At 40.8% G+C, this 12,995-nt stretch carries 10 protein-coding genes and 1 tRNA gene; 7 read left to right on the top strand and 4 right to left on the bottom strand.

The window, feature by feature from the left end:
• Positions 1 to 621 precede the first annotated feature (621 nt).
• Positions 622 to 1,584 (top strand): D-2-hydroxyacid dehydrogenase, encoded by a 963-nt coding sequence (locus OZX58_RS05230; protein ID WP_277140545.1) that lies wholly within the window; start codon positions 622 to 624, stop codon positions 1,582 to 1,584.
• Between the two features lie 70 nt (positions 1,585 to 1,654).
• Here OZX58_RS05230 and OZX58_RS05225 read toward each other — a convergent pair whose 3' ends face one another.
• A complete protein-coding gene (locus OZX58_RS05225; RefSeq protein WP_277140544.1) occupies positions 1,655 to 3,421 on the bottom strand; it encodes an oligopeptide ABC transporter substrate-binding protein in 1,767 nt (588 codons plus the stop codon).
• A 261-nt stretch (positions 3,422 to 3,682) separates the two neighbouring features.
• Between OZX58_RS05225 and OZX58_RS05220 the strand changes: the two genes are divergently transcribed.
• From OZX58_RS05220 to OZX58_RS05200, 5 genes are read left to right on the top strand one after another with little or no spacing between them, the layout of a single operon-like run.
• Complete coding sequence (locus OZX58_RS05220) at positions 3,683 to 4,591, top strand: acyltransferase domain-containing protein (protein WP_277140543.1); 909 nt, start codon at positions 3,683 to 3,685, stop codon at positions 4,589 to 4,591.
• Between the two features lie 5 nt (positions 4,592 to 4,596).
• Positions 4,597 to 6,240, top strand: coding sequence for a malonate decarboxylase subunit alpha (gene mdcA / locus OZX58_RS05215; protein ID WP_277140542.1), 1,644 nt, complete (start codon positions 4,597 to 4,599; stop codon positions 6,238 to 6,240).
• Between the two features lie 24 nt (positions 6,241 to 6,264).
• Positions 6,265 to 6,564, top strand: a complete 300-nt coding sequence (locus tag OZX58_RS05210) for a malonate decarboxylase subunit delta (protein ID WP_277140541.1) — start codon at positions 6,265 to 6,267, stop codon at positions 6,562 to 6,564.
• Positions 6,554 to 8,227: a biotin-independent malonate decarboxylase subunit beta gene (mdcD, locus tag OZX58_RS05205; protein ID WP_277140540.1), complete on the top strand. Its 1,674-nt coding sequence runs from the start codon at positions 6,554 to 6,556 to the stop codon at positions 8,225 to 8,227. Before OZX58_RS05210 ends, mdcD begins: the two co-directional genes overlap by 11 nt.
• A complete protein-coding gene (locus tag OZX58_RS05200) occupies positions 8,218 to 8,838 on the top strand; it encodes a malonate decarboxylase holo-ACP synthase (protein WP_277140539.1) in 621 nt (206 codons plus the stop codon). Before mdcD ends, OZX58_RS05200 begins: the two co-directional genes overlap by 10 nt.
• A 44-nt stretch (positions 8,839 to 8,882) precedes the next feature.
• Here OZX58_RS05200 and OZX58_RS05195 read toward each other — a convergent pair whose 3' ends face one another.
• Complete coding sequence (locus OZX58_RS05195) at positions 8,883 to 9,920, bottom strand: PTS sugar transporter subunit IIC (protein WP_277140538.1); 1,038 nt, start codon at positions 9,918 to 9,920, stop codon at positions 8,883 to 8,885.
• A 420-nt stretch (positions 9,921 to 10,340) separates the two neighbouring features.
• Between OZX58_RS05195 and OZX58_RS05190 the strand changes: the two genes are divergently transcribed.
• Positions 10,341 to 11,699: a serine hydrolase domain-containing protein gene (locus OZX58_RS05190; RefSeq protein WP_277140537.1), complete on the top strand. Its 1,359-nt coding sequence runs from the start codon at positions 10,341 to 10,343 to the stop codon at positions 11,697 to 11,699.
• Between the two features lie 38 nt (positions 11,700 to 11,737).
• Here the strand turns inward: OZX58_RS05190 and OZX58_RS05185 are convergent, their stop codons facing one another.
• Positions 11,738 to 12,373 carry an SAP domain-containing protein gene (locus OZX58_RS05185; protein ID WP_277140536.1) on the bottom strand — a complete coding sequence of 212 codons (636 nt, stop codon included), beginning with the start codon at positions 12,371 to 12,373 and terminating at the stop codon, positions 11,738 to 11,740.
• Positions 12,374 to 12,896: 523 nt separating this feature from the next.
• A tRNA-Arg gene (locus OZX58_RS05180) sits at positions 12,897 to 12,970 on the bottom strand.
• Positions 12,971 to 12,995: the final 25 nt, after the last annotated feature.

Here is a 12,995-nt window from a genome sequence, read left to right as displayed (position 1 = left end):
AATTCATGTGCTATAATGACAAAAGAAAAGGAGTTCTAATGGGAATAGAACTCCTCACAGAAGCCACTAGCTAAAGTGGTGGCAAATAGTAATTATCTAGTAATCATCAGCTCTGCCAAGCTAAAGTGATTACTTTTTGTTTCTCGTAAAAAATAGTTTGATTACAAGAAACAATCTTGCTAAAGCAATAATCCAAGTGGTTAAGGAATTTGTTGCATTCGTTAAAGAATGCAATAAGTAACTTAATATTGTAAAGATAATTGCCAAACGCAAGATAAAAAGTGCAATACCCATAAAAGTATCGGGCTAACCTCCTTTCATTAGGATTTTGCATCAGGTGTAGATACACCATAAGCACCACCTCTTTTGAAAGAAATAGCCACCAGCTTTAGCTGTTCTGTAATAAATATTATATCTAAAAAATAGGTATAAAGGAATACGCTGATAGTTTTCTTGTTTTAAAATAATTTACTGTAATAACAAATTTAAAGACGGGTTTATCGCAATATTTTAGTTATCTAAGTGATGCGTTAAAAATAAGCAATAGAGCGATAATTAATCCAATTAATTGCTATAATAAGACTGATTAAAATTCTTTGATGATAGAAACGAGGAAACAGCGTGAAAATTGTAAATTTGGATAGTTATGCCTTGAACCCAGGTGACTTAGATTGGACACCATTAAAGGAATTTGGCGAATACAAATTATATGATCGGACACCAGTTAATGATAATGCGGAAATTTTACGCAGGATTGGTGATGCTGAGATTGTCTTAACTAATAAAACACCGCTTGATGAACAGGTGATTAATGCAGCGCCAAACTTAAAGTATATTGGCGTAACAGCTACAGGTTATAATGTGATTGACGTTGACGCAGCTAGGACAGCTGGTGTTACTGTTACTAACGTTCCAACCTATGGTTCAGATGCCGTAGCGCAATTTACCTTTGCCTTGCTATTAGAAATTTATAATCAAGTTGGTTTACATAACAAGCTAGTTCATGAAGGTAAATGGACGAGCAATACTGACTTTACATTTTGGGCTAAGCCGTTGTTTGAGTTGCAAGGCAAGACCATTGGCTTAATCGGTTTTGGTGCGATTGCTAAGCGCGTTGCTGAAATTGCGCATGCTTTTAACATGAACGTGATTTTCTACAATCATCGTCCTAAAGAAGTTCCTGGTGATTGGGTTAAGCAAGTAAGTCTTGATGAGTTATACAAAGAGGCTGATATTATTTCGCTGCACGTGCCGCAAACTCCTGAAACAACCAATATGATTTGTGCTGACTCAATTAAGCAAATGAAGTCCGGCGTTGTCATTATTAATACGGCGCGCGGTGGCTTAATTAATGAAGCTGATCTTGCTGCTGCTTTAAATGACGGCAAGGTTGCTACTGCCGGTGTTGATGTTGCGCAAACAGAGCCAATAGCTGCAGATAGTCCATTACTGACAGCCAAGAATTGTTACATTACACCGCATATTGCATGGGCTCCTCATGAAACACGCGATCGTTTATTGCAGATTGTTTTTGATAATTTACGAGCTTATCTGAATGGTGAACAATTAAACGTTATTGAATAAAAAACAAAAGAGCAACTTTTCAATTTGAAGAGTTGCTCTTTTTTAGTGCAAAATTAAGAAGAAATTCTAATTATTTAACATATCCTACCTTGTACCATAAGGGGTGGTTATTATTTGATTGTGCCGGTTCTTTTGAATAGCCCGTAATATCGGAGTTAACGGCAGTGATTGTATAAGCGTTATCGATTGGAATAGCCCATGCCTCATCAGTCATGTATTTTTGCCATTCGTGGAACTTTTGTACCCGATATTTGTGGTTAAATGCCTTCGGGGAATCGATTTCGCGTAATAGTTTATTGTTTTCAGGTGTTACGTAACGCATGTAATTCAAAATTGAAGTTTCACTATAATACGATTGTGGTGATGGCTCACTTGGCAGGCCCCAACCAGCCATATACATGTCAATTGATGGGTCATCGTTTTGAATCTTGTCATAGAATGAATTAAATTCAGTTAGACGACCGCCAGCTAACTTAACGTTTAAGCCAATCTTGTGCCATTGCTGCAAGTAATTTTGAACAATTGGCTCTTGGTTGGTATCACCACTCATTGCGGCAAAAGTAATTGTCAATGGCTTACCATTTGGCTGGACACGCCACTTGCCCTTCTTTTTGAAACCAGCCTTATCTAAAATATTATTGGCCTTTTTCAAATCATAATTAAAGCCAGGATTGGTTTTGTCTGAATAATCACCATATTGGGCTGGAATTAAGGTTGGTACCCGAAACTTAATGCCATGAGTGTAGTGCTTGTCTACTTGGTCAACGTTCATTGCGTAACCAATAGCTTCACGTAATGCCTTATTGTTCATCTTAGAATTTTTGTTCATGACATTCTTATTCTCTTTGGCATTCCATTTACCGACTTTGAAGCCGATGTAGTGATAAGCCAAGGGAATTTGCGCTACAAAGTTAACGTTTTTGGTGTCTTTAACTTGCATCCATTGAGTTGGCACAATATCAGCTACATCGAACTTGTGGCTTTTAATTGCTTGTGTGGCGGAATTAGGAGCCACAACCTGCAGGATGATTTTATTTAATTTCGGTTTTCCGCGCCAGTAATACTTGTTAGGCGTCCAGGTAACTGATTGGCCACGGGTAACTTTAGCAGCCTTAAACGGACCGAAAAAGAGTGGTTTTTTTCTAATTTGGTCAGAAGATACCAGTTTGCTAAACGGGATGTTCTTTAAGTAATGGTATGGTTCAGCAGACTCCCAAAAGTAGCGGTTGCCACTGTTATACATGCCAGGTTTTAATTCGTAAAAGTGAATGACAATTGTCCGGCCGTTATCGCCGTCAGGCATTTCGATTCCGGAAATACTGCGGGCTTTGCCATTATGATATTCCTTTAAGCCCTTAATGTTTTCTAAATTTTTGTTATAGCGCTCAGATTTAGAATCCTTGTTGGCAATAATCTCATAAGGGTATTCCAAATCCTTCGCTGTTACTTGCTTACCATCAGACCATTTGACACCTTTTTTGACAGTAATAGTTACTGTATTATCTTTTCGGTTAAGTTTTAAAGTAGCGGGACCCTTGTCGGTGATTTTGTAATGATTATCAGTGTCAAAGAGGGTCTCAGCTCCAGGACTAGCAACAGCAGAATCGATGTCACTGGTTGATAATTCGTTAGAAAAGATACCAGAAAACGGGGTGTCAGTTTCCAATGCCAACTTCAAGGTGCCGCCTTGTTTGGCAGTCTTCACTGGTGTTGATTCCGGCAATTTGCTAACGGATTTGCTTTCATTTGCAGTGTCGTTGCTTTTACCACAAGCAGTCAAAGCAAGTGCGGCTGCAGTTACAATTCCCAGGGAACTCAATATTTTGGTTTTGCGCATAATTTTGCTCCTTAATATTTAATTTTTATTTAATAAATTTGTTATAAATTTTAGCATATTAAATTAATAATTGCGAAATATTTTTAATATTTATGGATTGTTAATAATTTAAAATAGTTAAGTATACCTATAATCTGAAGATGATTATCAATTAAGATGTATTAAAATATTAATGTTTTTAAATTTAAGTAGACAATAAAGCCTTTTTTCGGGAGATAATAAAGTTTAAAATTAATGTCGTAATTGAAAGAAGATGATTGTTTGCGCGCATTATGGCTATTTCCGGGACAAGGTAATCAATTTGCTGGGATGCTGGCTGGTGTTACGCCAGAATTAAAAGAACATGTTGAGCAATTATTAAATTTAAAGTTATTGGACACAATCGAGGGCTACCAGTATTCAGTTCAATTGCAGGTCAGTATTGCCTTGGTGCAAGTCGATCAGATTAATCAACTGAAGGCAGCTGGAATTAGGCCAGACTTAGTGGCAGGTCATAGTTTGGGAGCCTTTGCGGCGGCTTATGCGGCTGGCGCGATCAAGCAGGATGATTTGTTTCGTGTTGTTAAACACCGTGCTGGTTTAATGCAGACTGCTTATCCAAGGGGGTTTGGCATGGGTGTAGTAGTTGGCTTGACTAGAGACCAGCTGGCACCATTAGTCGAGGAAGTAAATACTCGCAAAGAGCCAGTTTTTCTATCAAATCAAAATGCCGCTAATCAGACTTGTGTATCAGGAAAATTGACAGCAATTGACCAAGTATTGCAGTTAGCTAAACAAAATGGCGCGGCGATCGCTCAACGCTTGCAGGTGCCGGTTCCATCACATTCACCGCTAATGAAGAAGGTGGTAGGACAATTGCAGCAGGAAATTAATCAGATTACGATTAGTAAGCCGCAGTGCCGCTATTTGACTAATTATTCGGGTCGCAGTGTTCGGCAGGCAAAGTTTGTTGGTGAAGATTTAATTAATAATTTGGTTTATCCGGTTTATTTTGAAGAAATGATGAATGTTGCCGGCGACTATCAACCAGAAGCAATTATCAACTTTGCCCCAGGAACGCCGTTTAAGACGATTTTGCGGCAAAAATTTGGCGATATAAAACAAATTAACCTTAATCAGACAGGCATTGAAGATGCAATTTACTTATTAAACAAATGGAACAAGAGGTAGTAAAAATGAGTGAAAAACGAAATTGGGCCACACACCGTGCGGCTAAACTTCAAAAATTGACTAATGCGAGCAGGTTATTGAATGGTAAGTTTGCCAAAACTGAAGATGCAACGGCAGTTTTGGAAACACTGATTAATTTTGGTGATAAGGTTGTTTTGGAAGGCGACAACCAAAAGCAGGCCAGTTTTTTATCAAAAACTTTGGCTAGTGTTGATCCCGAAAAAGTTAATCATTTGCACATGATTATGAGCAGTATTTCGCGACCTGAGCACTTGGATATTTTTGAAGATGGGATTGCCAGCAAAATTGACTTTTCCTATGCAGGTCCGCAGAGTACACGTGTGTCGCAGATGATTGCTGACGGCACTTTGCAGGTTGGCGACATTCATACATATTTAGAATTGTATGCAAGATTATACATTGACTTGATCCCCAATGTTGTCTTAGTTGCAGCCGACCAAGTGGATCGGTCGGGGAACCTGTATACTGGTTACAATACTGAAGAAACACCGGTAATTGTTGAAGCTGCCGCGTTTCATGATGGGATTGTGATTGTTCAGGCGAATGAAATTGTTGATCGAGTTCCCCGAGTTGATATTCCGGGAGATTGGGTTGACGTGATTATTCCGGCTGATGAGCCGTATCAATTGGAGCCACTGTTCACGCGTGATCCGCAAAACATTACCGAGCTGCAAATTTTGATGGCAATGATGGCAATTCGTGGGATCTATGAGAAGCATAACGTACAGTCAGTTAACCACGGCGTTGGCTTTAATACCGCAGCAATTGAGTTGCTGTTGCCAACTTATGGTGAGCAATTAGGCCTAAAAGGAAAAATTGTACCTAACTGGGAGGTCAACCCAACTCCGACACTGATTCCAGCAATTGAATCAGGTTGGATTGAGTCAATTCATTCATTTGGCGGCGAAGTGGGCATGGAAAAATACATCGCGGCTCGTCCTGATGTTTTCTTTGTTGGCGCTGATGGTACAATGCGTTCGAACCGGGCTTATGGTCAAATGGCGGGACAATATGCCCTTGATATGTTCGTTGGTTCAACCCTACAAATTGATCAATATGGTAATTCATCGACGGTAACTCATGGACGGTTATCTGGCTTTGGTGGTGCTCCTAATATGGGCTCGAACCCAACAGGCCGGCGTCATTCTACACCAGCTTGGCAAAGTTTGCGTCCTGATGATGATCCGTTAGGCAAGGGACAAAAGTTAGTAGTTCAAATGGTGGAGACCTTTGGTGCCAATAAGAAGCCGGTGTTTGTTAATCAATTAGATGCGGTTGAGGTTCAAAAGGAAGCTAAGCTGAAGAACGTACCAATAATGATTTATTCTGAAGATACAACCCATATTGTTACTGAGGAAGGCATTGCCTATCTTTACAAAACCGACAGTATGGCTGAACGTCAGGCTGCAATTGAGGCAATCGCGGGTGTCACGCCAGTTGGCTTGCGCTCAAATCCGGCAGTAGTTGAAGATTTACGTCAGCGCGGCATTGTTGCCTTTCCAGAGGACTTAGGCGTGAAAAGAAATCAGGCAACGCGTTCACTTCTAGCAGCGCAAAATATGGAAGACCTTGTTCAGTGGTCTAAGGGCTTGTATACGCCGCCAGCTAAGTTCCGCAGTTGGAGTTAAGTTTAGTAGAGGAGAATTAAAATTATGGAAAAGTTACATTTTACTTTTGCCGCTAGTCAGCCAATCACGCACCCTGTTCATGTTGGTGTTGTTGCTTCTGGCGATTTGGAAATAATTATGCGTCCTACTGCAGAAAAACAAGCAGACCTTAAAATTATTACTGGCAGTGACGGCTTCAAAAAAGTCTGGCAAAACGTTTTGGAACGCTTTTTTGCACGTTATCCGCTACTAGCAAATTTTGAGATTAATGATTACGGCGCAACTCCCGGTGTTGTAAATTTACGTTTGACGCAGGCAATGGAGGCATTAAAAGATGAACAATAGTTTTGTGGAATTACATGCCCGCCAAAGAGCAGAGGCATTGCTCGATCAAGGTACTGGACGTGAATTAGTTGGGCCATTTGACAGCATGATTTCACCACATTTAGAGCCGCAAAATATCGTGCCCGAATCGGATGACGGTGTCGTAATTATGCGAGGAACCATGAATAATCAACAAGTGGTGATTATTTCAATTGAAGGTTCATTTCAGGGTGGCGGCATTGGTGAGGTCTCTGGTGCAAAGATTGTGGCGGCATTAGAGCACGCACTAACTGACAATCAAACAGGTAAAACAATCTACCCCATTTTAATTTTGGATACGGGCGGTGTCCGGCTGCAGGAAGCGAATTATGGGCTACTGGCAATTTCTGAAATTCAAAACATGGTAATTGCCTTGAAGAAATATATCCCAGTAATTGGGCTAGTACCGGGACGTGTTGGTTCTTTTGGCGGGATGTCAATTACCAGTGCGTTATTGTCCTACCTAATCGGCACGGACAAGGCAAGAATCGGCTTAAATGGTCCTGAGGTGATTGAACAAGAAGCTGGCGTGCGTGAGTGGGATGCCTCTGATAAGAATCTGATTTGGGACACTTTGGGTACCAAGCAGCGGCAAAAAACCGGCATTATTGATGAGGTTGTTGCGGATGATGTTACTTCAATTAAGCAAGCAATTAATGAAGTAATCTGCAAGAAGAAGGATACTCACCGTGATCAACGTAGTGATTTTTATCTATCATTACTCGATCAATTGGACTTACAGCAGCCATTAACTATTGCCACTTACAATGAGCTATATCAAGAAGTTGCAGTTAAGCCGCACCAATTGGCAACCGCAATTGCCGGTATTGAAGCTCAAACTAAGTCCCGTGGTCGCAATTGGTTCGAGTTATTGACCGGCATAAAAAATGCTTCAAGTCAGGTGGCTACTGTCTTACACGCTCAGAAGGATAATCGTGAATACATTGCGATTGTGCCGGATGAGCAGAATCGTTTTCCGCGGGTTCGCCGCGGTGAAGTGGGTCTTGAAGAAGGATTCACGGTTGCTAGTGTGGTTAATGACTTGATTGAACAGGATAAGGAAAAAGCTGAGAAGACACCAATTGTGTTGGTGGTTGATGTGCCTAGTCAGGCCTATGGTTATAAAGAAGAATTAATCGGCATTCATCTGGCACTAGCAGCTAGTGCCAGTGCATACGCAAGAGCACGACAAGGTGGTCACAAAATAGTGGCATTGATTGTTGGGGATGCAGTTTCCGGCGGCTTTTTAGCACATGGTCTGCAGTCCAATCGTTTAGTAGCATTAGATGATCTGGCAATAACAGTTCAGGCCATGAGTAAGGCTTCCAGCGCGCGGATTACCCAGCGGACAATTGCCGAAGTTGAAGCAGCGACTAAACATGTGCCAGCCATGGCCTATGATATTGAAAATTATCAAAAGTTAGGTGCCTTGTACCACTTAATTCCGCAAGTTAAGGGTTATGACCATGATAAGCAAGCTGTTGCAACGGTTAAAGCAGCTTTAGATGATGCTTTTGCCAGTTTGGAAGATGCGCCAATCGACCTGTCTTTTCGTTATACTAACGAGATTGCCGTGAATGGCGTGGCTGGCGGTCGCAAAGCTACCAATCAAGTTAGAAAATTGCTGGCTGAAGAATGGGACTAATTCCGCCGCATACTTTAATTAAGATAGCCAATCTTGACGCACTAGTGCCGCAAGAATTACCGCTTTGGGCACAAAAAATGCTTGCTCGGGCACCTTATGTGGTTGTACGGCGTGGTGAGCAAGGTGCACAAATCCCAGTGGGAATTCGTGGTTTTAGTAAAAGTCAACGCTTTGCGGCCTTTTTACCATCAGGTCAGTGGCAAAAGTTAATTAGTCCGCAGCAAGCACTAATGTACTTACCCAGCTTGGCAAAAGAGCGGGCAGAGCTTGCGGCATTTATAAAATTGCGGAAAATTATGCCACTGCTCAATGGCTATCATTGGGGCATCAGCGGCAGTTTGCAATTTGAGCTGGTCACAGGAATACCGGTTGTTAATGCGGCTTCGGATATTGATATTATTTTGCCGGATTTGCCTAGAATGTCCCGTAGTGAAGCACGTAATCTAATTGGCCGACTGCAGGCAGTTTGTCCAGAAGTTCATACTGATATTCAGGTTGTTAACGGCCAAAATGGCTTTTCTCTAGAAGAATTTGCCCAGCAGCGAGCAGATACAATTTTATTAAAAACAATGACGGGTCCAAAATTAGTGACCGACCCGTGGCAAGAATAAAAAATAATAAACCCCGCTTCATAAATTGAAACGGGGTTTTAAAATTAACTGAAATCTAATTCGAAGTCTTTGCTAGTGAAGTAATGTAATTGGTGGTTGAAGATGTAATTCATTAACAATCCCAAACCAACAGGTACGATTACGAAAAGGATGGTTATCAAGATGATATTAGCTGCATTTGCTGGACGAGAAGCCATTGCTGCAAGTGGCCCAATTAAACCAGAAAAACCGAAGCCAGCACTCATTGGTGTACCGCCGATTTTAAAAATTGCTCCAAGACCACCGGCAATTCCGGCATTAATTAGTACGGGTACCAGCAGCTTAGGCTTAGTCATTAGGTTCGCCATTTGCATTTTAGGTGAGCCAAGGAAGTGAGCAATTGAAGTACCAACAGAATTAGCTTGCCAACCAAAGATTGCGAGACTGAAGCTGGCTGCTGTAATGCCCAGGTTAGCTGACCCGGAAGCAATGCCAGCAAGGCTGATAGCTGTAGCAATCCCTACTGAAGAGATTGGTGAGACAATCAGTAAGGCAAAGATAATCCCCATAATGATGCCCATTAGGATTGGCTGCAGGTTAGTTAAGTGTTCAATGCCAATACCAATTAAGGTGGTTAATTGGCCAACGGGAATTTTAGTTAAGCTGCCAATACCGCCGGCAATTATCAACACCAGCAGCGGAACTAATAGAATTGTGTAAGCCTTGAGTTTTTTACCTAAAAATAAAACTAAGGCGTAACCAATCATAATGGTAATAGCAGTGTTAATGACGTCCCCGCTGCCATTGACGGCGATTTTGCCGTTTTTCATTATAAAATTACCGGCACCAGCAGTTGCAGCTAGGGCTAGAGAAGATGTTTGAATCGGGGTTAATTTGCCCGTCATGCCTACACACACGGCGCTGATTGCTGGCAAAAGTCCCGCCGCAAATGCAGTTAGCGCCAGAATAAAGCTCAGCCCCGGCCAAGTGGGAACCAGTGCCTTAACTAGCTGGTTGACCAAGGCGCCGGGAATTAACGCGACGACAATTCCAGTGGATAAGCCGTTTAGAGTATTTAAAACAATTTCTTTAACAGTTTTCATTGATATTCTCCTAAATAAAAAAACTCACACAGGACGACAACTGTGTGAGCTTTTTTAAGAAGAAAGTACTTAAGGCCGCGCAGTTGTCAGATGTACTAGACCTGCGTGTCCTAATGTAATGGCAAATACGGCACTCAGATCAAATTGCTAAAGTACCGAAAATAATATTTAACTTGTAGTTGATTTAATTGTTTACTTGTCGTCATCATTGGCTACCTCTCATAAATATTTAATGAGTATCATACTAAAGTATTGATAAAAAGGCAAGAGAAATGACAAAAAAGTTAAATTTGTTGATAATAGTGTGAGCTTACTAGCTAAAATGCAATAGTTGTCAAAAAGAAAATTTTTATGAAAATTTTAATTTAAATTAGATAATAAATGCTATAATTTGAACATAATATAAGGAGGAATTAGTTAATGAAAACCCAAGAAATCGATAATTATGCTGAAAAAGTTCGCCAAAACTTCCGCTTGCCGAGTTTGGGTCTGGGAATTTATTACAAAGGGGAAACTTACAGCCACGTCTATGGCGATGCTGAGCAAGATACGTTATATCCTCTTGCTTCAATTTCTAAGACCTTTTTGGCAACAGCGATTTGTAAGCTGGCTGATGAAGGCAAGATTGATTTAGATGAGCCACTTAAGAAGTATTGGCCTGGATTTAATATGGTTGATCCGTATGTGGCTGAGCATTTGACATGGCGAGATGCCTTGAGCCACCAAAGTGGTCTGCCAGCTCATGACTGGATGCGGTTTACTAATTGGAATAAGCAGGATCTGACATTAGCACAAAAGGCTGAAGCCGTTGGCCACTTAGAGCCTAACCATGAATTACGTGTTGAGATGCAGTACAGCAATTTGATTTTTGCGGTGGCAACCTATGTAATGGAGCAGGTAATTAACAAGGACTATGGCTCATATATTCGTGAGAACTTATTAAAGCCGCTGCATTTAGAGAATACGTTTATTAATCACCATGAATGTGAGCGCAGTCGGATTGCCAAACCTTATTTGCTAGATCACGGCAACTTGCGTGAGGTACCGTTTATTGCGCCGGGTAAGGTTGGCGGTGCCAGCAGTATGCTTGCAAGTATTTCTGATTTGCTCGAATGGGGCAAATTCCAGTTGAAGACTGCACAGTCTGGCAAAGGTGTTACCATGCAGCGTTATGAGCCGCAATCAATTATGCCGGTTGATCGTTCTTATGGTGGCGCACACTTCTCTAATTATGGCTTGGGCATGATGATGGAAGACTACCACGGTTACAAGTATCTGTTCCATAGTGGTTCATATGTTGGCTATTGTTCATTCTTAGGTTTTGTTCCAGAGCTTGATTTGGCCTTTGTTTCCACGATGAACTTGGATTCTACCGATGCAATTTTTGCTCTGGCATACCAAATGATTGATACCTTTGCCGGTCTTGAACAACATGACTGGATTAAGGCTTCTTCAGACTTTATGGCGCAAAGATTGGCAACTAAACAAGGTAAGTTTAGTGAAGCAGAAGGCGATAATCCGCAACCTGTTGAGGCTAAGCAGGAGCTATTAGGCGATTACCGTAATCCTGGTTACGGCATTGTCACGATTAGTGAGCAAGATGGCAAATTGATGGCAGCAATTGGCCCGTGGCCATTCCCAATTATTGCTAATGACAAGGGCGAGATGTTTGTCGAAATTAAAATTTATGACACTTTATTGCCGCTTAAGTTTACCGAGAATGGGTTGGAAATAATGACTGAACCAGCACTGGGTAAGCCAACAATCTTTAAAAAATAGTAAATAAATAGGAACCTCCTGATGTAGGAGGTTCCTATTTAGTTTTTCTTGAATTGGTTAATCTCTGCGGCATAAGTCTTAACTAAGTCAGACGTAAATCTTTTGGGGTTAGCTGAATTTTTGACGTGGTGCCATAAGATAGCCGCAACTTTTAGCTTATTGTTGAACTGTTGGCTAACTGGGTCTTGGCAAAAGTCATGGACGAAGTTATTCCATTGATAAGTTTGTTCTTCAGCAGTGCGGTTAATAATCTGCTGGTGCTGTTTAGCTGAAGTTAATTCTTGATATTGGGTAATTAAGTCGGCAACGGTCATGTTTGTGTCGCGGCGAGCCTCGGCTGCACGCTTAATAATCGCCATTTCTTTTTTGAAGGAAAAATGTTCAACATGAAAGTATTGGGCAAAAAATTGCCTACTGGCATCATTAAAGGCAAAGCTTGAGTCAACAATTGGCGTTGTCAAAGTAATTTCACTCGCCGTTAATTGCCGCAGCTGTTGCTTTTTTCTAGCTGGCTTAATCTGCTCTTTGGGTGTCCCAGATAAAAAAGCTTCTAGATAGGAATTAAGTTCAGCTTTGGTTCCAGAAGTTGGCAGTCCATATTGTCTGCATAAGTCTTGAAGTTCAGTTTTATAAAAATATTTTTGCTTAAATTTATTCAGGGTTAGTTGTTTCATGGCAAATTTCTAGTTGTGAAGGTATTGAAATAAGGTAAATACTACATCGATTTCATTAATTGAATACAGCAGAAACAGGACACCGATCAAGCTGCTAAGCCAAATTCTTAATGTTTTGTACTTAGGAGGCTGATGTTGCCGCCGCTTTTTGAAAAAGTCATAGAGAGGGTATAAAAAATACAGGCTGAGAGCTAAAGTTATGATTAGTAATAGCAAATTCAATAGCAGATTTGCTGGGCTAGTGGTAATTTCCATAATGTTGTCCTCCTAATCTAGATGGTAATTGTAGTATACACTTTTTAGCCAATGGCACGTAGATAATTTTAAAAACAAAAAAGCAGTTAAGATTCTTGCATCGTAATCTTAACTGCTTTTTCTATTTAATGATTAGAGTGATCTTTTTTGAGTTAGCCAAAATGTTAGCCAACTTTTTTATTTCTCAAGTTTTCTAAATGCTACTTAGCAAGAAAAAGCCTTAATAAGTATTTATGCTTATTAAGGCTTCCTAGAATATTCTATTTAATGATCCGGGTGAGATTCGAACCCACGACCCACGGTTTAGAAGACCGTTGCTCTATCCAGCTGAGCTACCAGACCATTGTATGTTTGTTTGTTCCTCAAC

It is taken from the genome of Lactobacillus sp. ESL0680 (assembly GCF_029392855.1).
Lineage (GTDB): Bacteria > Bacillota > Bacilli > Lactobacillales > Lactobacillaceae > Lactobacillus.
This window is presented reverse-complemented; position numbering and strand designations above follow the sequence as displayed.